20 protein-coding genes are annotated in these 23,179 nt (G+C 58.3%); 4 read left to right on the top strand and 16 right to left on the bottom strand.

The annotated features are described in order from the left end of the window. Window positions 1-389 precede the first annotated feature (389 nt). The 3 genes from CFT68_RS07240 to CFT68_RS07230 form a co-directional block, all read right to left on the bottom strand. A complete protein-coding gene (locus CFT68_RS07240) occupies window positions 390-2,351 on the bottom strand; it encodes a T9SS type A sorting domain-containing protein (protein WP_088842714.1) in 1,962 nt (653 codons plus the stop codon). Window positions 2,352-2,678: 327 nt separating this feature from the next. Continuing rightward, window positions 2,679-6,137 (bottom strand): class I SAM-dependent DNA methyltransferase, encoded by a 3,459-nt coding sequence (locus CFT68_RS07235; protein WP_088842713.1) that lies wholly within the window; start codon window positions 6,135-6,137, stop codon window positions 2,679-2,681. Window positions 6,138-6,409: 272 nt separating this feature from the next. Next, window positions 6,410-6,778, bottom strand: a complete 369-nt coding sequence (locus CFT68_RS07230) for a spore germination protein GerW family protein (RefSeq protein WP_170934727.1) — start codon at window positions 6,776-6,778, stop codon at window positions 6,410-6,412. Between the two features lie 161 nt (window positions 6,779-6,939). On the opposite strand from CFT68_RS07230, the gene CFT68_RS07225 reads away from it, so the two are divergent. From CFT68_RS07225 to CFT68_RS07215, 3 genes are all read left to right on the top strand, one after another. Continuing rightward, window positions 6,940-7,665 (top strand): SGNH/GDSL hydrolase family protein, encoded by a 726-nt coding sequence (locus tag CFT68_RS07225; RefSeq protein ID WP_088842711.1) that lies wholly within the window; start codon window positions 6,940-6,942, stop codon window positions 7,663-7,665. Between the two features lie 105 nt (window positions 7,666-7,770). Continuing rightward, complete coding sequence (locus CFT68_RS07220) at window positions 7,771-8,064, top strand: hypothetical protein (protein ID WP_088842710.1); 294 nt, start codon at window positions 7,771-7,773, stop codon at window positions 8,062-8,064. Between the two features lie 560 nt (window positions 8,065-8,624). Further along, complete coding sequence (locus CFT68_RS07215; protein WP_212590369.1) at window positions 8,625-8,981, top strand: hypothetical protein; 357 nt, start codon at window positions 8,625-8,627, stop codon at window positions 8,979-8,981. A gap of 148 nt (window positions 8,982-9,129) precedes the next feature. Here CFT68_RS07215 and CFT68_RS07210 read toward each other — a convergent pair whose 3' ends face one another. From CFT68_RS07210 to CFT68_RS07150, 13 genes are all read right to left on the bottom strand, one after another. Then, window positions 9,130-9,906 carry an enoyl-CoA hydratase/isomerase family protein gene (locus tag CFT68_RS07210; RefSeq protein WP_088842709.1) on the bottom strand — a complete coding sequence of 259 codons (777 nt, stop codon included), beginning with the start codon at window positions 9,904-9,906 and terminating at the stop codon, window positions 9,130-9,132. Window positions 9,907-10,049: 143 nt separating this feature from the next. Continuing rightward, entirely contained in the window at window positions 10,050-12,101 is a 2,052-nt protein-coding gene (paaZ, locus tag CFT68_RS07205; RefSeq protein ID WP_088842708.1) for a phenylacetic acid degradation bifunctional protein PaaZ, read from the bottom strand. Window positions 12,102-12,391: 290 nt separating this feature from the next. Next, the gene (locus CFT68_RS07200; RefSeq protein ID WP_088842707.1) at window positions 12,392-12,991 is read right to left on the bottom strand and encodes an acyltransferase; all 600 of its coding nucleotides are present in this window, start codon (window positions 12,989-12,991) and stop codon (window positions 12,392-12,394) included. Continuing rightward, entirely contained in the window at window positions 12,988-14,196 is a 1,209-nt protein-coding gene (gene pcaF, locus CFT68_RS07195) for a 3-oxoadipyl-CoA thiolase (protein ID WP_088842706.1), read from the bottom strand. The genes CFT68_RS07200 and pcaF overlap by 4 nt, the downstream gene beginning before the upstream one ends. 206 nt (window positions 14,197-14,402) lie before the next feature. Beyond that, window positions 14,403-14,837, bottom strand: a complete 435-nt coding sequence (gene paaI / locus CFT68_RS07190; RefSeq protein WP_088842705.1) for a hydroxyphenylacetyl-CoA thioesterase PaaI — start codon at window positions 14,835-14,837, stop codon at window positions 14,403-14,405. Continuing rightward, window positions 14,812-15,993, bottom strand: a complete 1,182-nt coding sequence (locus tag CFT68_RS07185; RefSeq protein ID WP_088842704.1) for a 3-hydroxyacyl-CoA dehydrogenase NAD-binding domain-containing protein — start codon at window positions 15,991-15,993, stop codon at window positions 14,812-14,814. Before CFT68_RS07185 ends, paaI begins: the two co-directional genes overlap by 26 nt. A gap of 77 nt (window positions 15,994-16,070) precedes the next feature. Then, the gene (locus CFT68_RS07180; RefSeq protein ID WP_088842703.1) at window positions 16,071-16,856 is read right to left on the bottom strand and encodes an enoyl-CoA hydratase-related protein; all 786 of its coding nucleotides are present in this window, start codon (window positions 16,854-16,856) and stop codon (window positions 16,071-16,073) included. A 160-nt stretch (window positions 16,857-17,016) separates the two neighbouring features. Beyond that, window positions 17,017-17,526, bottom strand: a complete 510-nt coding sequence (gene paaD, locus CFT68_RS07175) for a 1,2-phenylacetyl-CoA epoxidase subunit PaaD (RefSeq protein ID WP_088842702.1) — start codon at window positions 17,524-17,526, stop codon at window positions 17,017-17,019. After that, a complete protein-coding gene (gene paaC, locus CFT68_RS07170; protein ID WP_170934726.1) occupies window positions 17,520-18,323 on the bottom strand; it encodes a 1,2-phenylacetyl-CoA epoxidase subunit PaaC in 804 nt (267 codons plus the stop codon). Before paaC ends, paaD begins: the two co-directional genes overlap by 7 nt. Window positions 18,324-18,334: 11 nt before the next feature. Beyond that, the gene (gene paaB / locus CFT68_RS07165; protein WP_088842701.1) at window positions 18,335-18,622 is read right to left on the bottom strand and encodes a 1,2-phenylacetyl-CoA epoxidase subunit PaaB; all 288 of its coding nucleotides are present in this window, start codon (window positions 18,620-18,622) and stop codon (window positions 18,335-18,337) included. A gap of 152 nt (window positions 18,623-18,774) precedes the next feature. Then, entirely contained in the window at window positions 18,775-19,740 is a 966-nt protein-coding gene (gene paaA / locus CFT68_RS07160; RefSeq protein WP_088842700.1) for a 1,2-phenylacetyl-CoA epoxidase subunit PaaA, read from the bottom strand. 148 nt (window positions 19,741-19,888) lie between these two features. Further along, a complete protein-coding gene (gene paaE, locus CFT68_RS07155) occupies window positions 19,889-20,968 on the bottom strand; it encodes a 1,2-phenylacetyl-CoA epoxidase subunit PaaE (protein WP_088842699.1) in 1,080 nt (359 codons plus the stop codon). 118 nt (window positions 20,969-21,086) lie between these two features. Further along, window positions 21,087-21,668 carry a TetR/AcrR family transcriptional regulator gene (locus CFT68_RS07150; protein WP_170934725.1) on the bottom strand — a complete coding sequence of 194 codons (582 nt, stop codon included), beginning with the start codon at window positions 21,666-21,668 and terminating at the stop codon, window positions 21,087-21,089. An 887-nt stretch (window positions 21,669-22,555) separates the two neighbouring features. On the opposite strand from CFT68_RS07150, the gene CFT68_RS07145 reads away from it, so the two are divergent. Then, window positions 22,556-23,089: a TetR/AcrR family transcriptional regulator gene (locus CFT68_RS07145; RefSeq protein ID WP_088842697.1), complete on the top strand. Its 534-nt coding sequence runs from the start codon at window positions 22,556-22,558 to the stop codon at window positions 23,087-23,089. Window positions 23,090-23,179: the final 90 nt, after the last annotated feature.

Raw genomic sequence — 23,179 nt, 5'->3', positions numbered from 1 at the left:
GTGCCGATGGTTGCTACCGGGCTACCACGAAATAACGGATGCGAATAGCATAAGGGGAGGACTCATAAGGGCTTGCTATAAAGTGAGACGATTTCCTCTCCCGGCCCCTGGCTCCGAGCTACCAGGCACGCCTGGGCAGCGAGCAGAAAAGCTGCTCAGCATGGGGCCCAGAGAGGATCAGGTAATTACAAGATAGATATAATGCTGTTTTATATCAACTATATTATATATAGGAGGATAAAGACGGAAGTACGTCAAAACAGCCGCCGCGTGAAGGTCGGGCGAGTGAGAAGGCGCCCGCGCAGGTGTTGCGGGTCACCTCCTTTCATGCTCCAACCGCTCTGGGTGGCAGCAGCCTGCTCGGAGAAAAGCCGCTGCCGCAATAAGCGCTATTCTACTAGTAGCTTTCCCGCGAAGTGCTGGCCCTGTTGGTTGGTGGCGCGCAAAGTATAGAGGCCAGGAGCCAGGCCCTGCACTGATACCCGGCCATTGGATGCCAGGATGGCTGTGCGCACCGGACGGCCTACCAGATCAACTAGTTGCACGCGGCTGCCGGCGGCTAGTCCTGGCAGGTGTACAAAGGTGGTGGCCGGGTTGGGGTAAAGCTGCAGCTTGCTGGTAGCTGCGTGAGTGGTGGCCGTAACGGCGGTAGGCTGAAACACCACGGCTGCTGAGGCAGCCAGGCCCGCGCTGGTGCGCACGCTCACCGGGCCCGCCGTGGCGCCCGCCGGCACGGTAGCCTCCAGGCTGGTAGCCGACTGCACCGTGAAGCTGGCCGCCGGGGTGCCGTTGAACAGCACATCCGTAACGCCCACAAAACCGCTGCCCGTAAGCGTGACCATCTGGCCTGGCGCACCGCTGCTGGGGGCTACGGTGGTGAGGGAAGCCAGTAGGCCCTGGTCGTAGACCTTGGCGAGGAACACGTTGGGGAACATCGGGTTACCAACGAGGGTAGTGGCACCAAACGAGGGAGAGCCCCAATAGGTACCTACTACGCTCACCGATCCGTCGGGGGCCAGGGTCAGGGTTCGGGCCTCCTCATCCTCCTGGCCTAAAGTGCCAAGGGCCCATTGCCACTCGCCTTGAGTAGTGAGCTTGGCTACGTAGCTATCCATCTTGCCAATGGCAGTAGCGTTAGAGTTAGGTAAGGTAAATGCGCCCAACCCAACCGAGGCACTGATGAAGCCCCCCGTGATAAGTATCTGGCCAGAGCCGGTAAGCACCAGGCCGCTGCTGTAGTCGCTGCTGGGGCCGCCCGCGCGGGTTGCCCAACGCCACGCGCCACTAGCATCCAGCGAAGCTACATATACATCCATGGTAGAAGCGGCTCCTCCGTTGGCGAGACTTACAGGGCCAAACGTAGCAGTCGGGCTGGTGTAGCTGCCCGATACGTACACCATACCGTCCGGATCGATGGCGAGGCCCATAGCCGTCTCGTTGTTAGTGCCGCCCGCGTGTGCCGCCCACTCCCAACTGCGGGTTGGAGCTAGTTTAGCAATGAATATATCGCCAAAGGCTGAGCCGGAATTTGCAAGAGCACGCGTACCGAACCTGATACCATCACTGGAATAAGTACCGCAGACATAAGTATTGCCCGCGGCATCGAGGGCTACATTGGTGGCCTGGTCATTTCGAGGGCCGCCCACGGCCATAGCCGATACCCAGACACCGGAGGGAGTAAGCCGGGCCACAAAAACGTCCTGGTCATCGGGGTTAGTGGGGTCGTTGGTTACCTGTAGAGCGCCGAAGGTGGCAGTGGAGCTGCTGAAGCCACCTACTATCGTGCTGTTGCCGGCCGCATCCACGTACAGGGCCGCGCCATGATCATTGCCGTCGCCACCGCCATGCGTAGCCCATTCCCAACTGCCCGATGAGGTTAGTTTGGCCGCAAATACATTGCCGGGGCGTGCACCCTGCGCATCGGGGAGCCAAAAGGCGCCGAATAAAGCCTGCCCGTAATACTGGCCGGTGATATACACGTTGCCCTTGCCATCAAGCGCGAGGCCAGTGGCATCGTCGTAGGAGTCGCTGCCGGCGCTGACGGCCCACAGGGTATTGCCCGCCGCATCGAACTTGGCCACGAATACATCCTTGCCGCCGGCCCGACTGATGAGCTCCTTGCTGCCGAAGTGGAGGTGCCCCGCAAAACCACCCGCCACGTAGGTATTGCCCTGGGCATCAATGGCCGTACCGCCCACATAGCTTTCGCCCTGGCCTTTGGTGGTGCCCACAGAAATGGCCGAACCGAAAAACGGGGTCTGCGCCTGGGCCGCGGGCAGACTATACCCCAGAAGGAGCAATGACGTCAGTAAGAAGGCCTTCGGGCTAAAATAAGGTAAAAGTGATTCCATAGAAAACGTAGGGAAGAGTATGTATTGAAGGAAGCGAAGAGCGATCCGGGCTGAAGTAGAACCTAGCGTGTGCGCACGCAAAAACGACTGGCCTAGAACGGCCCCATCAGAACGACACCATCAGAACCACTGGCCTAGAACGACTTTGTCTGAACGTCATTCCGAGCTTGTCGAGGAATCTCGCGTGCTGACGTTGGCAGAGTAATCTGATTACTCACGAGCGAGATGTCTCGACAAGCTCGACATGACTGTTTTTGTAAACAACGATTGGTCAACCACCCCCAACCCCTCCTCATCTGAGGAGGGGAGTTTTCGTTCTGGAGTGGCCTAGGCGGCGTAGGTGGCTTCCTCGGTGCGGCGCAGGAGGCTGAGGGCGGTGAGGGTATCGAGGAGGGGCTGCACTTTTTCGGGCTTGAGGTGGCGGAAGCGGGCGGCTACCTGGGCGGCGCTGACGGGCTGGGCGGCTTGCTGCACCACGTCGCGGAGGGCTTGCATCTGCTGGGCCAGCTCGGTGGGCCAGGGCTGGGGGCCGGTAGCTTCCTGGGCGGTGGCGGTGGCAGCGGCGGCTTTTGCGGCGGTGGGCAACTCCAGATGTTGCTGTTGCAGCTCGGGGGCCTGGTAGGCGGGGCGCAGGTATCGGATGAGGCCGGCTTGCTCCTCGCAGGCGCGCTCGTGGTTGAGGCGCACGAGGCGTTGCAGAATCTCGGCGTCGGGTAGGGCGGTAGGCCAGTTGTAGGCCTCGGCTACAGCGGCATCGAGCTGCTGGTGGAGGCTGAGCACCACAGAGGCTAGGCCCTGCTGGTTGATGGTTTGCTCTTTGGCGGTGGATAGGGCGGTGCCGGCGCGCAGCTTCTCCACCACGTTGTAGAGGTCGGTGAGGGTGAGGCTGGGGTGCAGGGCCTGCTGGCGCTTGCGGTGAGCATCGAGCTGTTCGGCTAGCTCCCGGATGCGCGCCTGCTGCTCCGCCGTGGCGGCGGGGAAGGGGAACGGGTCGAAGCAGCGAGATTTATCATACACTGGGTCATTGCCTACACCGAGTCGACTTCCAGCAGCTAATGCCCAGGTTATATGTACAGTACTGGATAATACTCCTAAATGATAAGCGTCATCTGTTGCGAAAACAACAATCTTCTCATCCGGTAATACTGCATCTTCTAGGAATACGAAAAATCGTTGTCTTGATACACGGGTTGTTGCGACGAAGCGTGGCAAACCATTTAGGGCCTCTCGGAGCCTTGGATTTGGCTCCCCAAAAAGCCACCACTTCTCGCGCCTTGAAGCTCTGTTGTTTGAATCTCTCTCTGGCTTTACTCTCTCGAATACATGCTGATAAACCTTAGGGTAGGTCGTCATGACATCGTTTGTAGTCATTCCATAAAGGTCTATAGCAAGCATACCTCTTGACCTTTGAGCTAAATCTCTTCCATTTAAATAAGGACGAATTCGCTTTTCTAAGCCAATTATTTCTCCTAGTCCCAGTGTTTCGGCCTGAGCTTGTTCAACCAGGAAACCTGAGCCATAAAGTCCAAAGCCAACGTTAGCTATTGATTTGTTAGATTTTAGGGTCGATGCGGAATCAATATCAGCTCCAACTCTAAGGTCAGCGTTGATTATACCGTCTTGTTGAGCAAACTCTACTTCGCTGCTTCCATCATCAGCCAGCTGTTCGTCAACTACTGTTAATAATTGCCCTGGCTTTTCTCCAGCCTCTACCGCTGTCATCGCAATACGTACAGCAGCTCCATTTCCATTGTCAACCCATGGATGATTAGGTATGGCAAATATGAGAGAGAGTGGCGCTTCGCTATTTTCAATAAATGGCTGAATTACTCTCCTATTAAAGCCTTGGGATATTGAATTAGTGGTAATAAAACCAAACCGTTCTGTTCTCCTTTGTTGCACACACTCCGCAGCCTTCCTCCACCAATACATTACTAAGTCAGCCGAATCAGGTACTGTCCCTTTGTAAGCTTTGCGAAGTGCATCTACATAACCATCACCTAGGGCCCGGCGCATTGCTTTATCACCTAAAAACGGCGGGTTGCCGACGATAAAATCGGCGGTAGGCCACTCGGCGGGCTTGGGGTTGGGGTAGTCGAGGACCGGGGTGCGGGCGGTTTCGTCGGGGACGGGCTGGCCGGTGGCGGGGTGCAGGCGGGTGGTGCCGTCCCAGCGCGTGACGGGGTGGCCTAGGGCATCGAGGCGGGGCACGGGCGCATCGTGCTGGAGGGCGGCATCCTGCTGGCGGATGTTCTGGTACTCATCCAGCAGGGGCTCGCGCAGCTCGGAGGGGCCGTAGGTGCGCAGGTGCCATTGCAGGTACCCGATGCGCAGCACCACGTCGGCAATGGCGGCGGCGCGCGGGTTCAGCTCCAGGCCCAGCAGCTGGTGGGGGCTCACGGTGGTGCCGCCACCCAGCTCCAGCAGGCCCGTGTGGCCGTAGCTGTTGATGGCGGCCAGCACCTCGCCTTCGAGGCGCTTGAGGTGCTCCAGGGTCACGTACAGGAAGTTGCCGGAGCCGCAGGCGGGGTCGAGGATGCGGATGGAGGTGAGGCGGCTCAGGAAGCGCACCAGCTCCTGGCGGGCCTCCTTGGGGTTGCCTTCTTCGAGGCGGCGGGCCCCGGCGGCCTGGGCTGCGGCCCACTCGCGGCGGAGCGGTTCCAGCACCGTAGGCAGCACCAGCCGCTCTACGTAGCGGCGCGGGGTGTAGTGGGCGCCCAGGCTGTGGCGCTCCTTGGGGTCGAGGGCGCGCTCCAGCAGCGTCCCGAAAATGGCGGGCTCCACCTCCGTCCAGTCGGCGCGGGCCGATTGCAGCAGCAGCTCGGCCTGGTCGGCGGTGAGGGGCAGGGCGGTGGCATCGTGGAAGAGCTTGCCGTTGAAGCGGCGCAGGCGAGCCTTGAGGTCGGGAGAGAACCCGCCCGTGTCCATGGTGCGCCAGAGGTTGGTGAGGGCATCGGGCAGAAACTCCAGCAGCTCGGGGGTGCGGTACTGGCCTAGCATGCCCGTGAAGGAGGTTTTCGGGATGAGGCCCACATCTTCGGAGAACATGGTGAAGAGGCAGCGCATCAGGAACTGGGCCACCACCTCGGGGGCGTGGCCGGCGCGCTCCAGCTGCTCCGAGAGCTTGGCCAGGCGGGCGGCCAGCTCCCGCGTGACGCGGGCGGCGCGGCGGCTGGGGTCCAGGTCGCGGGGCGCCAGAAACACCTGTCGCAGCATGGCCCGCGTGCCCTCATCGGCGAGGGCCGAGAGCGGCAGCCGGAACCGGGTCTGGTCGGGGAAGGGCACAAACGAATCACCGACGCCGGCAAAGTTGCTGTACACATCGAGGCAGTAGCCCACGTCGGCCACCAGCACGAAGAGGGGCCTAGGCTCCTCGGGCGGCAGGGCGCGCACGTACCCGAGGGCCTGCTGGCGGGCGGCCTGCATCATCTCGGCCCACTTGGCGGAGTTGCGCACGGCGTGGCCTTTGCGGCGCTTCTCGCTGGGGAGGCCCAGCTCGGCGCGGTCGAGCTTCTGTTGCTGGTCGGGGGTGTCGGTGCCCTGCTTGGTTTCCAGCACGAAGCAGCCGCGCTTGTACAGGTCAATGCGGCCGGTGCTTTTCTTCTGGCCATCGTTGAACTGCACGGCGCGCTCCAGCACGTACTGGTCCTGGGCGGGGTTGTCGGTGGTGGGGTCGGGGCGAGGTACTTCCAGCAGGTCACAGAGGTCTTGCAGAAACAGGCCGTAGTTGGCCCGTTCCGCGCCGCCGGCGGGCTTCCAGCGAGCTTCAAATTCGGGGTAAGTCACTAGTAGAGATAGTAGGGGTATATATCAGGCGGGGAAGATAGGGGGAGTAGGCGGTAAAATAGCGTGCGTAAGTGGCCTAGGGCTGAAACTAGCGCTAGAAAGCTAGTTCCCCTCCTCAGATGAGGAGGGGTTAGGGGTGGTTGATGTCTGTAGAACGAGTTTTAGAACTAACTCTAGTACCCGTTCAACGATTGGTCAACCACCCCTAACCCCTCCTCATCTGAGGAGGGGAACTAGCTTTCTAGCGCTAGTTTAAAGAGTAGTGCCGGCCCCTACAGATTCCGGCGCAGTACCTTGGGCACGCTGCGCAGCAGCAGCAGGGCTACCAGGCCACTCACAGCTACCAGCGGCACTACGGAGCTGCGGATGGGCCGGAAGCGCGACTTGCCATCGGTCAGCTCGATGTAGCCGATGGGGGTTAGGGCTACGCCGGCGCCGCCTCCGGAGCCTTCGCCCTCATTGGCTTTGGAGCCGCCGCCCCCGCCGAAGCCGTAGATGGCCCGCGCCACGGGAATGATAGTGATGCCGTCGCGCTCCACGGGCGTGCCGTAGATGGTTTGGGCCGAAACGGAAGAGCCGAGCTGTTGGGCCAAGCGCTCGGGCAGCGAAGTGGCAGCAGCGGAAGTGGAAGGAGTATGCATAGCGAAAGAAAGGTTGAGAAGTGCGATAGTAACCATTTGCGGCCGGAATGCGGGCGGCTAGGCCTGTGGGGAGCACCGGAGCGCAGTCCGCAACGGGGGGTATGTCGGGGGCTGTGGAGGGTACACTTGTTTAGGAAGCGCGTATTGCCTTGTTTCGGGGTATGAGAAAAGAACTCTTGCTGCTGCTGGCGTTGGGCCTGACAACTACGGCGCTTCGGGCGCAAACGGCCCCCGCGCCCCAGCCCGACCCGCTGCTCACCGATTGGGCGAAGCTGGCCCGCTATGCCAGCGCCAACAAGGCGCTCCGCGCCCCGGTAGCTGGCACGCCCCGCGTGGTGCTGCTGGGCAACTCCATTACCGACTCCTGGCCCAAAACGGACTCCGCTTTTTTCGCGGGCAAGCCCTACGAGTACATCGGGCGGGGCATCAGCGGGCAAACGTCGCCGCAGATGCTGGTGCGGTTTCGGCAGGATGTGCTGGAACTGCGGCCCGCCGTGGTGGCCATTCTGGCCGGCGCCAACGACGTAGCCGAGAACACCGGCCCCTATGACCAGCACGCTACGCTCAATAATATTCAGTCGATGGTGGAGCTGGCCCGAGCCAACGGCGTGCGGGTGGTGCTATGCTCGGTACTGCCTGCCTATGATTTCTGGTGGCGCAAAGGGCTGGCGCCGGCGCCCAAAATCGTGGCTCTCAATGCGCAGATCAAAGCCTATGCCCGCCAGAAAAAGCTCGTGTACCTCGACTATCATTCCGCTATGGCCGATGAGCGGCAGGGCCTGAAGGTGGCCTACGCCCAAGATGGCGTGCACCCCAACCTGGCCGGCTACCGCGTGATGGAGCCCTTGTTGCAGAAAGCCGTAGCGGAGGCCCTGAAGCAAAAATAACCCGAGGCATGTTCGCGCCAGACCCCGAACTTTGTGGGCGTAGGCCAGGTTAGTGGCCTAGCGCGAGCCGAAAAGCTCGCTAGGCCAGTTAGTTCATTCCTTTTCATGAATCCTCCACTCTTTCACATCGGGCAGGAAGTAGTTTGTACCAACGACGACTTTACGCTGCTGCTGGTGCAGAATCCCAACATCCAGACGCCCAAGCGCGGGCCCATTTACACCGTGCGCGGCCTCTACGATACGCACCGCGGCTACGGCCTCACGCTCCACGAAATCAACAACGCCGGTGTGGCGCCCGGCTTCCCGGAAGCCAATTTCCATGAGTCGAGGTTTGCCCCGGTGCCGCCCCTGGAGGAAATCGAAATATCCGAAGCCATTGAGGAGACCGTGACGGTCTGAAAAACTCCATAGCCACAAAAGCCCCCGTGTCGGGCCCGAAACGTAAGCAGTCGTTTTGGGCCCGACACGGGGGCTTTTCTATGGCAGCGAGGGCGCTTGTGCTACTGTTGAGGTTGTTTAGGCCAGCTGGCTAAAGGATAGTTCTTGGGAACAGTGTTTTTAACCGCCGCCGCCTGAAGTAAATGCAGGAGAATAGGATAGCTGGAATCGGGCTAGAGGGATGAATGACAGCTTTTTGGGAAGGTTGATAGGAGGTAAGTGGCTGTCTTGTTGAGGTATACAGTCGCTTGCAGCGAACAAAAAATATTGCTTATCCGTACACCGGGTATAATACGGCTAGAGAACCGTTGTACATAGTAGGGATTAATGACAATTTTATCCTTATTTACTTCTATTGAAGCGGCGCACTTCTATACCTTCCTGGTATGCTAAGCAGTAGCCTCTACTATCCTGCGTTGCGGCCAACACGCTAACCTTGCCCGCACGGTATCCTTTCCAAAACAGACTTTGTTCCGCAGGATTTTTTCCGACTTCTCTTCCACTCCCTTAACTAACTTTCTATGAAAAACGCACAAAAAGCCCTCTGGTCTGCCCGCGTACTGACGCTGTTATTCGGTGCCGGCGTTGCTCTCTCGTCGTGCTCCAGCACCAGCACCAGCACGCCCGCTTCCACCACCGATGGCTCGATGGGTGGTACTACCTCCGGTAGCACTTCGGGTACTACCGATGGTACTACTTCTGGCTCTACCACCATGGGCACAACGTCAGGTTCTACCACTATGGGCACCACGACCGGAACTACTACGGGTACAACCACCGGAACTACTACAGGCACAACTACTGGTACCACTACCAGCGGCTCTACCACCAGTGGCACCACTACATCGGGCACTACCAGCGGTACTACTACCCGCTAGTGTCCTACCAGGCTAGCTTTTTAGCCTACTTCTTACACCATAGAACGGCCCGTTCCTGCATGCAGGAACGGGCCGTTCTATGGTGTAAGAAGTAGGCTAGTGCCCGTTGATCTGCTACCGTAAACAGGCCTTAGAGGCCTAGAACGGGCTATTTGCTTTTGAACTGCCGGATAGAGTTTCGGGTGAACTCCGACAGCACCAGCCGGCCACTGATGGCCGCACGCTCTACCAGCAGCGTATTCCAGTGCTCGGTGCCTTGCCAGAACACTTGCTTTAGCTCTGTCAGAGCCTCGGGGTTGTAGGCAGCCAGCTTGGCAGCAAAGGCCTGCACAGCAGTTTCCAGCGCTTCTCTGGAATCAAGTACCTCCGCGTACAGCCCGTGCTCCTTGGCCCACTCTGCCGAGCGGAACTCCGCAGCATCCAGCGCCAGCTGCGAGTAAGCCGAGAGGCCTAGTTTCCGCTCCACGGCCGGCCCCACCACAAACGGCCCAATGCCGACAACCAGCTCGCTGAGCTTCACCGAGGCCTGCGCCGTAGCAAAGCAATAATCGGTAGAAGCGGCCACGCCCACGCCGCCACCGATGGCTTTGCCCTGCACCTGGCCGACAATGATTTTGGGGCAGGTACGGCAGGCGTTAATCACCTTCGCGAAGCCTGAGAAAAACTCCAGGCCTTGCGCTTCATTCTCAATGGCCATCAGCTCATCGAAGCTGGCACCCGCGCAGAACGTTTTCTCGCCTTCGCTTTTCAGGATGATAACCTTCGTGTCCGGAGACTGGCCTACGGTGGTAATGGTGTCAGCTAGTTGCGTCAGCAGGGCGCTGGGCAGGGAGTTGTGGCTGGGGTGGAAGAAAGTGATGGTAGCAACGCCATGGGCATCGGTAGAGATTTCTACTTTGCCGGCGGTAAGGGTGGTGGTGGTCATGGTTTGTCTATGAAGAAAAGAACGTCATGCTGAGCGGAGCCGAAGCATCTCTACCTCTGACTAACCAACTGGCTTAGCAACGATTCAACGAAGCGGTAGAGATGCTTCGGCAAGCTCAGCATGACGTTCTTTTATAGTTGAGTTTATTCCTGATTCTTTTTCTTCACCATCGTGAGGATGGTAGCAACGGCTACGGTTTCGCCGGTTTCGTCCGATACGTCCACCAGCCAGCGCACGATGCCCTTGGCCACGTCCTCCGCGTCGCGCTTCTCCTGGCCGATTTTCTCCTTCACAGTCAGCTTCACCCCGATGGTCATGCCAGGGTACACGGGCTTGGTGAAGCGGCATTCGTCCAAGCCATAGTTGAGCAGCACAGGGCCTTTGCGCGGATCTACAAACATGCCGGCGGCCTTGCTCAGGACGTAGTAGCCGTGGGCCACGCGGCCTGTGAACAACGTGCCTTCCAGCGAAGTAGCGTCCACGTGAGCATAGAAGTTGTCGCCCGAAACCTGCGCGAAGTTGGTGATGTCAGCTTCTGAAACCGTATGGCGGTGCGTGGTGTAGGTTTGCCCGATTTCCAGCTCCTCAAAGTAGTGCTGGAAAGGGTGCTTGTCCTTCTCAATCTGCTTGGCCTTCGGCTGGTATACCTCCGTAATGGCCGTAATCATACTCGGCGAGCCCTGGATAGCCACGCGCTGCATAAAGTGCTCCACACCGCGCATGCCACCCATTTCCTGCCCGCCACCAGCCCGGCCGGGGCCACCATGAATCAGGAGCGGCAGCGGCGAGCCGTGGCCGGTGCTTTCCTTCGCCACTTCCCCATTGATAACCAGAATACGGCCGTGGTGCGTAGCCGCGCCCAGCACGAAATCCTGCGCCGTACGCGGGTCGTTGGTGGCCACGGAGCACACCAGGGAGCCTTTGCCCATGTTGGAGAGCGTAATGGCTTCGTCTAAATCTTTATAGGGCATCAGGGTTGCTACCGGCCCGAACGCTTCCACCTCGTGGGAATCGGTAAACTTGAACGGCTCGGAGTTCAGCAGCACAATCGGCGACATAAACGCGCCGGTTTTGCAGTCGCCCCCAATTACCTGCACGTTGTCCAGGTCGCCGTACACGATGGGTGTGTGCTTGGCCAGCTCGCGCACCTGCTCACGCACCTTGTTTACCTGGGTCAGGCTCACTAGCGCGCCCATGCGCACGCCTTCGGCCTGCGGGTGGCCTACGGTGGTTTGGGCCAGCGCTTTGCCGAGGGCAATCTGCACGTCTTCCACCATGTTTTCGGGCACAATGGCGCGGCGGATGGCAGTGCATTTCTGCCCGGCTTTGGCCGTCATCTCCTTCCGGATTTCCTTGATGAACAGGTCAAATTCTATGGTGCCGGGCACGGCATCAGGCCCTAGCACGGCGGAATTCAGAGAGTCGGCTTCCATATTGAAGGGTACCGCCTCGGCCAGAATGCGCGGGTGCGCCTTGAGCTTGCGGCCAGTTGCGGCAGAGCCCGTAAACGTCACCACATCCTGGTACGTCACGTGGTCGAGAATACCTTCGCCGGTGCCGCACACCAACTGCAGCGCGCCTTCGGGCAGAATTTTGGAGGCAATGATTTCCCGTACCACCGCTTCCGTGAGGTAAGCGGTAGGCACGGCCGGCTTCACAATAGCCGGCATGCCGGCCAGTAGGTTTACGGCAATTTTCTCCAGCATGCCCCAAATGGGGAAGTTGTAGGCGTTGATGTGGATTGCTACACCTTCCTTCGGCACCATGATGTGGTGGCCCATGAAGTTGCCCGCCTTCGACAGCGCAATTGGGTCCGACTCCACATAGAACGGCTTATCCGGGAATTTGCGGCGCAACGAGGCGTTGGCAAACAGGTTGCCGATGCCGCCTTCAATGTCAATCCAGGAGTCGGCGCGGGTGGCGCCGCTGCGGTAGCTGAGGGTGTAGAAGTCTTCCTTTTTGCTGTCGAGGTGCAGGGCCAGCGCCTTAATCATGCGGCCGCGCTCATGGAACGTCATCTTGCGCAGGGCCTTGTTGCCGGTGCGGCGCGCATAGTCCATCATGGCCTCGTAGTCGAGACCTTCGCTGCTGGCGAGGGCAATGACTTCGCCGGTGCTGGCGTCCAATAGTTCCTGCTCGTGGCCCTTACCGGCAATCCAGTGGCCTAGCGCATAGTTTTGAAGGGTAGGAGTCATATCGGGAGGGAGTTGTAGAGTTGATGGGGTGGTGGAGGGTGGGAGTGGGGCGAATTTAAAATCAGAACGTCATGCTGAGCTTGTCGAAGCATCTCGCGTGCTGACTCTAACACGTCATCCTGACGAAGGAAGGATCTTGTCACGTTGGTCCGACTGGCCTAGAACAAGCTGCTCATACGGGATAAGATCCTTCCTTCGTCAGGATGACGTGTTAGAGTAATTAGGTTACCATTGCAACGTCAGCACGCGAGATGCTTCAGCAAGCTCAGCATGACGGTCGATGTTGAAGCTCACTCGCCTTCTTTCCGTTCGTTCCAGGTTTGGTAGGCCACTTGCTGCACCGTGCGGTCGGCGGGAACTTCGCGCAGGGGCTCGCAGGGCGTGAGGGTGGCGTGGCAGTCGGCTGGGAGTTGCATGTAGATTCGGGTGCCTTCTGTTTTCCAGGCCACCATGTCGTCGCTCACCTGCTGGATGATTTTGTGCGGATTCCCGACCACCAGACTGCGGGGCGGAATGACTTCATCGGCTTTGATGAAGCTCAGCGCCCCGATTACGCATTCGTCGCCAATGTCCACCCGGTCCATAATCACGGCGTTCATACCCACCAGCACATTGCGGCCAATGGTGGCGCCATGGATGATGGCACCGTGCCCGATGTGCGCCATTTCCTTAAGCCGAACGGTGGTGCCGGGGAACATGTGCACGGTGCAGTTTTCCTGCACGTTGCAATTGTCCTCGATGATAATCTGGCCCCAGTCGCCGCGAATAGCGGCACCCGGCCCGATGTACACGTTGCGCCCGATGATGACGTTGCCCGTAACGGTGGCCAGCGGGTGCACAAACGCCGACTCATGCACGACGGGCACGATACCGTTGAATGCGTAAATCATACCTTCTCAATAATGGCCGCGTAGCCCTGGCCTACGCCAATGCACATGGTAATGAGGGCGTAGCGCTTGTTCTGCTTGTGCAGCTCCAGGGCCGCCGTGTTCAGAATGCGGGCGCCGCTCATGCCCAGTGGGTGGCCTAGGGCAATGGCGCCGCCGTTGGGGTTGATGCGCGGGTCGTCGCCTTCCAGTCCCAGGCCGCGGGCACAAGCCAGAGTCTGGGCCGCAAAGGCTTCATTAAACTCAATCAGATCGATCTGGTCCAGCGTCAGGCCCGCTTTCTTGAGTGCTTGCTGCGATGCCGGCACCGGCCCGATGCCCATATAGCGGGGCTCCACGCCGGCCACGCCCATCGACACGATCCGGGCCCGGGGCGTGAGGCCGTGCTGTTTGATGCCTTCTTCAGAAGCCAGCAGCAGCGCCGCCGCGCCATCATTTAGGCCCGAAGAATTGCCGGCCGTTACGGAGCCGCCTTGCTTGCGGAACGCGGGCCGCAGCTTGGCCAAACCTTCCAGCGTAGTGTTCAACTTGATGAACTCGTCCTCAGAAAACAACAGCGGCTCGCCCTTGCGCTGGGGAATGGACACCGGCACAATTTCCTCGGCGAAGCGGCCGGAGTCGCGGGCCCGGCCGGCGCGCTGGTGCGACTCATAGGCAAACTGGTCCTGGTCTTCGCGGCTGATGCCGTAGCGGTCCACCAGGTTTTCGGCGGTTTCGCCCATGGCGTCAGTGCCGTAGGCCTCTTCCAGGCGCGGGTTGATGAAGCGCCAGCCGAAGCTGGAATCGTACATCTGCGAGTCGGTGCCAAAGGCTTTGCTGGGCTTCGACATCACATAAGGCGCGCGCGTCATGCTCTCCACGCCGCCAGAAATGAACAGGTCGCCGTCGCCGCTCTGGATGGCGCGCGCCGCCCCAATACTGGCCGAAAGGCCCGAAGCGCACAGGCGGTTTACGGTTTCGCCAGGCACCGAAGTAGGTAGGCCTGCCAGCAGCAGCGCCATGCGCGCCACGTTGCGGTTGTCCTCGCCGGCCTGGTTGGCACAGCCCAGAATCACATCGGCAATGGCGGCAGGGTCGGCAGAAGCGTTGCGCTTCAGCAGCTCCCGGATAACGTGCGCGGCCATGTCATCGGGACGAACGGCGGAAAGCGTGCCGCCGAAGTTGCCGATGGGCGTCCGGATACCGTCAATTATATAAGCTTGATTCATTTCAGTTGTAGAGTGTTAGTTGCTGCTGATGACGCTTGTTTTACCGCACGTCATCTGTCTTACCGCACGTCATCCTGAGCCTAGCGAAGAATCTTATCACGTCAGCACGAGGCGCTAGGCCAGTTGTGTAAGCCTGATAAGATCCTTCCTGCTTCAGGATGACGTGCCTAGGGCTGGATATATCCTCCACTAGGCCACTGCTGGCGTTATAAAACCTCATTGCTGGTGCGGTAGGCGGTGCCTTTAAACAGGGCCAGCACTGCGCCATCCTGGTTGGTGGCGCGCACCTGATACACGCCAATTTTGTGCTTAAGGCTTTCCTCGCGCGCTTCTACCGTGATGATGTCATCGACCTTCCCGGCTTCCAGATAATTAATCGTGACGGTGAGGCCCACGCTCTGGCGGCCGTGGCTGTTGCAGGCGAAAGCAAAGGCGGAGTCGGCGGCCGAGAACATAACGCCCCCGTGCAGCGCCCCAAAACCATTGACCATATCAGGCCGCACCCTGAAGTGCAGGCGGCAGTAGCCGGGGCCTACCGCTTCAACTTCTAGGCCCAGCCAGCGGCTGAAGGCATCGTGCTGGAGCATCAGCTCCTTCACCGCTTCGGCGCGGCTGTTACCGGTGGCTGCTGGCTGACTCATTTGGTAGAAACGTATGGCCTGTTCTCACCATGCGACGCAGTAGGGGGCTGGCGCGGTAACGGTCTTCGTGGTATTCGGCGTAGAGGTCATCGAGGGTCGTGAGTACGTTGCCCAGGCCTAGCTCATCGGCCCAGGCAAGCAGGCCTTTGGGGTAGTTCACGCCCTTGGTCATGGCCAGCTCCAGGTCTTCCTTGGAGGCCACGTTCAGCGCCAGCGCGTCTATGGCTTCATTGATGAGCATGGCCAGAATGCGGTGCAGCACTAGGTGGCCTAGCGCCGGGTCGCGGGTGGGTTCGGGCAGCACTGCGTCAGGCGCGTAGCTATAGAAGCCTCTGCCCGATTTGCGACCGTAGTAGCCCGCCTCGAACAGCCTTTTTTGGGTGAAGGAAGGCTTAAAGCGGGGGTCATAGAAGAAGGCGGTAAACACCGATTCCGTTACGCGGTAGTTTACATCGTGCCCAATGAAATCCATGAGTGCAAACGGCCCCATACGGAAGCCGCCCAGCTCGGTCATGGCCCAATCGATGGTCGCCATATCGGCAATGCCTTCCTCCAGAATCCGGATGGCCTCGCCGTAGAAGGGCCGCGCCACGCGGTTCACAATGAAGCCGGGCGTATCCTTGGCCAGCACCGGCAGCTTGCCCCAGCTCTGCACCAGGTCGCGGATTTCCTCCGCTAGGCCAGTTCTGGTTTGCACCGCCGGAATCACTTCTACCAGCTGCATTAGGGGCGCTGGGTTGAAGAAATGAATCCCGATGAAACGCTCGGGCTTCTGGCAAGCCGCCGCGATGGACGCAATAGAAAGCGACGACGTGTTGCTGGCCAGAATACAGTCGGCTGAAACCACGGCTTCCACATCACGGAATGCCGCCTGCTTCACGGCCAGGTCTTCCACAATGGCTTCGATGATCAAGCCGCATTTCGCGAAAGAATCCATGTCGGTGCAGGTCTGCACGCGGCGGATGGCCGCTTCGGCTTCCTCCGAGCTGATTTTATTCTTCTCCGCCAGCTTACGCAGACTGCTCTGGATGCTGACGGTAGCGCGTTGTAAGGCGGCTGAGTTCGTATCGTGCAGACAGACCGTGTGGCCGGCCTGGGCTACTACCTGCGCAATGCCCGCGCCCATAGCCCCGCTGCCAATTATTCCGATGGTCATAGTAGAGGTTCTTTTCGGTTGTCAGTCAGCAAGTTTAGCTCCTTTCGAACATAATCTGCCGGCTGACGACCAGTGGCTTACTGACCAGTGAAGGTTGGTTTGCGTTTCTCCATAAAGGCTGAAACCCCTTCTTTGTAATCGGTGGTGCGGCCGGCACGGAGCTGATAATCTGCTTCGGCGCGGAGCTGCTGCGTGAGGTCGTTGTGAAAGGTGCCGTTGAGCAGCTGCTTGGTGTAGGCCAGTCCTTTGGTGGGCATGGCAGCCAGCTTGCTGACCAGCGCGGCTACTTCCGTGTCAAAGCTTTCATCGGGGAAAGCCTTGTATATCATGCCCATTTGCACGGCTTCCTGAGCGCTTACTTTGTCGCCGGTGAACATGAGGGCCGAGGCGCGCTGTAGGCCTATCAGGCGGGGCAGGAAGTACGTTCCGCCGCTGTCCGGAATCAGCCCGATTTTGCTGAACGCCTGAATAAACGAGGCCGATTCTTTGGCCACTACAATATCACAAGCCAGGGCCAGGTTAGCGCCGGCCCCGGCCGCCACGCCATTCACGGCGGCTACCACCGGCTTCTCCAGTTCCCGAATCAGCTGCACAATCGGGTTGTAGTGCTTCTCCACGATTTCTGCCACCTCCGGGCTATCCGGACCTGTGATTTCTGCCAAATCCTGACCGGCACAAAACGCCTTGCCCGTACCCGTAAGCAGCACCGCCCGCACCTCCGGGTTCTGCTGACAGTCGCGCAAATGCTGCTGCAACGCCAGCGCCAAGGGCTTGTTCACGCTGTTGAATACGTCGGGCCGGTTGAGCGTAATCGTGGCGACGCCCGCCTCGATGGAGAAGTTCAGAAAGTTGGTTTCAGGCATTGGGAAAGGAAGTGGGGCTGGGTGATAGGTCTTTTGGAATGAATGTCATCCTGAACTTGCCGAAGGATCTCGGGTGCTGATGTTGAGTTACTAACCCAATGTCAGCACGCGAGATCCTTCGGCAAGCGCCGGATGACGTTCCGGGTAAAAGCATGTGCAGCTAGTGGCACTTGAAGTAATCGAAGGGCTCCAGGCAGTCGTCGCACTGGTAAGAGGCTTTGCAGGCGGTGGAGCCAAACTGGCTGACCAGGTGGGTGTGCTCTGACTTGCAGAGCGGGCAGCGCACAGCGGTATCCTTCCCGAACAGGTTGAGAACATGGCCGGTAGCCGTGCCATTAACCGGCGCGGCAATACCGTAGGCCTCTAGCTTTTCGCGCCCGGCGGTAGTCATCCAGTCGGTGGTCCAGGCGGGGCGGAGCTGGTTGTTGATGGCGACGTGGGTAATGCCTTCGGCCAGCAGCCGCAACCGGATATCGGTGGCAATAGTACTCATGGCCGGGCAGCCGGAGTAGGTGGGCGTGATGGTTATAGTTACCTGCTCGCCCTCTACCTGCACGCCGCGCACAATGCCCAGATCCAGAATGCTCAGCACGGGCACTTCGGGGTCGAAGACTTCCTCCAGCAGTTGCCAGATGCGTTCTTCCGTGGGCGCGTGCGTTTCAGTTACCATTTCAGGCCGGGGTAGGTACGCTGCATGTATTGCAGCTCTGTCAGAATATAGCCCAGGTGTTCGGTGTGGCGTCCTTCTTTGCCGCCTTTCTGCATGTAGGCCTCTGGCGGCACGGGCAGCGTGGCCTCCTCAAATACCTTATGCAAGTGGGCCTGCATGGCGGGCAGCAGCGCGGCATACTCCGGAATCAGGCCGATGCTTTGCAGGCTCTTTTCCGTGGCGGTGGGGGTGGTCAGCTCGCCGGAGTAGCGCCATAGGTTGCCAATGGATTTCTCCACGCGCTGCCGGCTTTCGTCGGTGCCGTCGCCGAGACGGATAATCCACTCAGAACTCCATTTGAGATGGTACGCCGCTTCCTTCCAGGCTTTTTCCGCAATAGCGGCCAGCCGCTCATCGGGGCTGGTCTGGAGCTGCTGCAGGAAATGGAAATGAAAGTTATCGAACAGGAACTGCCGAACTACCGTGTCGGCGAAGTCGCCATTGGGCTGCTCCACCAGCAGCGGGTTCTGGTATTCGGTGGCAAGGCGCAGGAAGGCCAAGTCATCCTCCGTGCGGCCCTGGCCTTCCAGCTCAGCGGCGTATTGGTAAAGGCTACGCGTTTCGCCCAGCAAGTCCAGCGCAATGTTGGCCATGGCTAGATCCTGCTCCAGAATGGGGCCGTGTCCGCACCACTCCGATAGGCGGTGGCCTAGAATCAGGCTGGTATCGGCGAGCTGCAGCACGTAGCGAAACATCTGCTGCCGCACCTCTGGCGTGTAATTGGCCAACGAAACCGTTTCGGATGGAGTGACTTGCATAACCTCAGAAATTACATGTGCTTGATAGAATCCGGAACCTCGTAAAACGTGGGGTGCCGGTATACTTTATCGTTGGCCGGGTCGAAGAAGGCAGCGGCATCATCGGGATTGGAAGCGTGCACATGCTTCGACTCTACCACCCAGATGCTGATGCCCTCCATGCGGCGCGTGTACACGTCGCGGGCGTTCTGGATGGCCATGGCCGCGTCGGCCGCGTGCAGGCTGCCCACGTGCTTATGATCGAGGCCCTGCTTGCTGCGGATAAAAACCTCCCACAGAGGCCATTCGTGCTGAGTCATTAGGTGAGATGGTGAAGTGGTGAAATGGTGAATTTCACAACGGTTGGAGTAGGGGGGTGGCCTAGCGTGAGTTAGCTGGAAAGTAGCCCGTCATGCTGAGCTTGTCGAAGCATGACGGGCTACCTACTCTTTGGGTTCTTTGCCAAACAGGCCTAGGCCACTTGCGAAACGGCTTCCTGCTCGGCGCGCTGCGCACGTTTAGCGGCGTGGGCGAGGGCGGCTTCGCGGACCCAAGCGCCTTCTTCGTGGGCTTTGACGCGGGCGCCGAGGCGGTCTTTGTTGCACATGCCGTTGCCTTTCACCACGTTCCAGAACTCTTCCCAGTCCACGTCGCCGAAGTCGTAGCCGTTTTTGGTGTCGTTCCACTTCAGGTTCGGGTCGGGAACGGTCAGGCCCAGGAACTCAGCCTGGGGCACCATCATGTCCACGAACTTCTGACGCAGCTCGTCGTTGGTGAAGCGCTTGATGCGCCAGTTCATGCTTTGGGCCGTGTTGGGCGAGTCGGCGTCTTTGGGGCCGAACATCATCAGCGTAGGCCACCACCACCGGTTCAGGGCTTCCTGCGCCATGGCTTTCTGCTCGGGCGCACCTTCACAGAGGGTCTGCATAATCTCGAAGCCCTGGCGCTGGTGGAAGCTTTCTTCCTTACAAACGCGCACCATGGCACGAGCATACGGGCCGTAGGAAGTACGGCACAGCGGCACTTGGTTCAGGATGGCGGCACCATCCACGAGCCAGCCCACCGTGCCCATATCGGCCCAACTAAGCGTGGGGTAGTTGAAGATGCTGGAATACTTGGCTTTGCCCGAGTGCAGATCGGCCAGCATTTGGTCGCGGGAGGCACCCAGGGTTTCGGCCGCGCTGTAGAGGTAGAGGCCATGGCCAGCTTCGTCCTGCACTTTGGAAAGCAGAATGGACTTGCGCTTCAGCGAAGGAGCGCGGGTAATCCAGTTGCCTTCGGGCAGCATACCAACCAACTCAGAGTGAGCGTGCTGAGAAATCTGCCGAATCAGCGTTTTGCGATACGCGTCGGGCATCCAATCCTTGGGCTCAATGCGCACATCCGCGTCAATGCGGGCCTGAAACTGCTCTTCGAGGTTGATTTCTACCGTTTCCATACGCTTTCAACAAAGTTTAACTAACATTCGTTAGTTAAAAGTAAGAAAAATATTGCGCTTGCTTTACGGGCGGAGCGAAGAAGCTGGTTGAATATATAGAAACTGAATCCAGGTTCCTCGCTTCACTCAGCATGCCAGTGCTAGGCCATTACTGGTCAAAATCGACCTTCACCTTCTCCGATGTGGGGCGGGCCTGACAGGAGAGGACGTAGCCTTTTGCCAGTTCCGTATCCGAGAGGGAGTAGTTCACATCCATTTCCACCGTGCCTTCTATTACCCGACAGCGGCAGGTGCTGCACATGCCGTTTTTGCAGGAGTAGGGCGCGTCGGCTCCGCTTTCCAGCAGCTCATCCAGAATAGTATTACCGTAGTACGACATTTCCAGCACGCGGGTACCACCATCAAGTTGCACCATTACCCGGCTTTTCTTGTCGTCTTCGCCAATAGGATGCACCTTGGCCGGGCCAGCCGCTTTTTTGGCGCTGCTAGCGGAGGTAAACATTTCAAAGTGAATCTTTTCTGGGGCTACGCCCGCGCTGCTTAGCGCCGCACGTACCCCGTTAATCATCTCTTCGGGGCCGCAGAGGAAAGCTTCGTCAATCTGATCAGCGGGCAGAATCTTCTGGAGGAACTGCTGGGTCTTTGCCTCATCAATGCGGCCGAACAGTAAGTCCGTGTCGCCCTGCTCGCGGCTGAGGATATGGTAGACGCTGAAGCGTTGCAGAAACTTGTTCTTCAGTGCCTCAATGGCCTCTTTAAAGATGATGGAGTTGCGGCCACGGTTGCCATAAATCAGTGTTACCTGGCTCTTGGGCTCCGTCAGCAGAATGGTTTTAATAATGGAAAAGACCGGCGTAATGCCGCTACCTGCCGCGAAGGCTACATAGTTTTTGGCCTGCTCAGGGTGCAGCACCGTGTAGAAATGGCCGGCCGGCGGCATCACTTCCAACTCTTCGCCCACCTGCAGGTTTTCTACCGCCAGAGAAGAGAAGCGACCTTCCGGTACTTTCTTGATGGCTACCTGCCACTCGCCATCCAGGGGGCTGCTACAAATGGAGTAGGAGCGGCGCAGCTCTTCGCCGTTGTGCTCCCGCCGAAACGTGAGGTACTGGCCCTGGGTAAACTTGAACGTGTCGTGCAGCTCGGTGGGTACGTCCAACGACAGCGTCACGCAGTCGGGCGTTTCCTTGTTGATGCGCTTGATTTTAACTTTATGAAATCGGCTCATTAGGGATGAGTTTCCAGTTAGGAGTTACCGAGTGTGAGTTGCTAGTTGCCGATTGCCAAGTGGCCTAGGCCATTAAGAATGACACTGGTAACCAGCAACTCACAACAGGCAACTGATATTATTTTGCTAGGCCATTCAGCAAAATGGTCATGATGTTTTCCTCTAATTCCTCGCCGGAGATGCCGCGGCCGGGCCGGTACCATAGCTCTACCCACCGCACGGCCGAGAGAATTGTGAACAGCGCCACCGATACGTTCACGGGCTGCAGCTCACCGGCCTCAATACCTTGCTCAATCAGGGCCGCGAAGCCACGCTCGTAGCGTTTGCGAGCATCTTTAAACTCGGTCAGCTTGTCGCCGGTGAGGTATTTCCAGTCGTTGTTGGCTACTGATACGGCCGCGCCGTCCTCTATCATCAGGTGGATGTGCAACCGCACCAGCGCCCTGATTTTCTCTACATATGTGGCATCCGTTTGCTCAATCTGGGCCAGCTGTGAGATATAGGTGTTGGAAACGTGAAAGCAGATGTGCTCCAGAATCTCATCCTTGGAGTTGATGTGGTTATACATGCTCGCTGCTTCCATGCCTACCTGCGCCCCCAAATCGCGCATCGACGTACCGCCAAACCCTCGATCCTTGAAGAGCTTGGCGGCTTCTTCCAGGATAATCTGTCGTTTATTCGTCTTGATTTTCTTAGCCATCTGGGAAGGGTAGGGCGGACGGGAGTTCGGAGGGCTTGTTGCGGGGCAAAAGCACTTGCCCATGAAAGGTGCCACAAATGGCTGTAACCTTTCTCACTATAAAGGTGGCCTAGGCCAGGTTATTAAGAACTTTCAATTCGCAGAGTTTGCTGCTCACGCTGCAGTACAGACACCGTACTAATTCAGCATTAAATGGGCTTAGCCACACAGCCAAAAGTGAGAAGAGGGCTGTTAAAAGTAGCGTAGATGTGCGTGGTCAACAAACATTTGTTAGTTTATTTTTCATTCCCGGTTTGAGCATAATCCCCAGGCTAGAGCATTAGAGGGCCTGTTTTCTGGCTATAACTACTAAAAGGTGAGTGTGCACTCACGAAAAAAAAGTGAATACTTACTTGCGATCAAGAATCTTTGCTTAATATTGTTCCATCAATCAGCCAGCTGATCCCACCCAGTTAGCTGATTGAGAATTCCCACGCCCGCTTACCCAGATGCTCCCCACCCCATCTGGTAATTTAATTCCCACGCCCCGTTTACCCAGATGCTGATCCCACCCATCTGGCGAAATTTGTAGTTAGCCGTCTGGCTCCCCAGGCCCAGACATCCTGCTTCTACTACCTCGCAGCCGGCCGAATTGGATACCCTCCAGTTCGGCCGGCTTATGGTATATAAGGTTGTGGCACCTCTGCACCAGCAGAAAAGCGGCGGACTCGAGAAACTGGAGGTAAGTAGTAGGCACGAGGATGTTAGGGTGGCCCTAAACGGCCGAGGAAACAGCAGGTAACTGTATCTTTTTTTGATAATCTGTGCGGAGAATAGCCGTATAGGCTACGTAGCGCCCTTTTAGGGTGCTATATTGAGCCGCAATAGCAGAGAAACATACCGTGTCCATGACCAACCGCAAGCAGCACATTGCCCAAACAGCGCTTCAGCTTTTTGGGGAAAAGGGCTTTGAACATACCCCCACGCAATTAATTGCTAAGGAGGCGGGAGTGTCAGAAGCTTTGATATTCAAACACTTCGGATCGAAGGAGCAATTGCTCGACTTCATCATCAAGAACGGCTATAAGCGTATTATCGAGCAGAATCGTGGGTGGTTTGAGGGCCGCGCGCCTCTGGAGTTCGTGCATAGCGTAATAGAACTGCCCTACAAGCTGGTGCGCGAAGAGCCGCATTTCTGGAAACTGCAGTCGAGGCTGGCCGATAGCGCTACGGCCATCAAGCAGCACGAGCGTTTCCTGCAGCCGGTACCCGCCTTGCTGCGGAAAGCCTTTGAGCAGCTAGGCTACGAGGACCCTGCCAAAGAATCGAGCCTGTTGCTGCTTTTGGTAGAAGCACTGTGGAAAATCGAGGTTAACAAAGACGATGAGCAGGTGCGGGAAATGCTGGATTTCATTAAGTCGAAATACCAGCCTCGTAACTAAACAACTATTCAGTTAAGCAGCATCGGGACATTCTTCAGAAGTGAATTGCTCCTAGTTTTTCTGGAGCCAGCGCACGCTAAGAAGCATTCC

It is taken from the genome of Hymenobacter gelipurpurascens (assembly GCF_900187375.1).
In the GTDB taxonomy this organism is placed as follows: Bacteria; Bacteroidota; Bacteroidia; order Cytophagales; family Hymenobacteraceae; genus Hymenobacter; species Hymenobacter gelipurpurascens.
The sequence above is the reverse complement of the archived record's forward strand: the minus strand, read 5'-3'. Positions and strand labels throughout refer to the sequence as shown.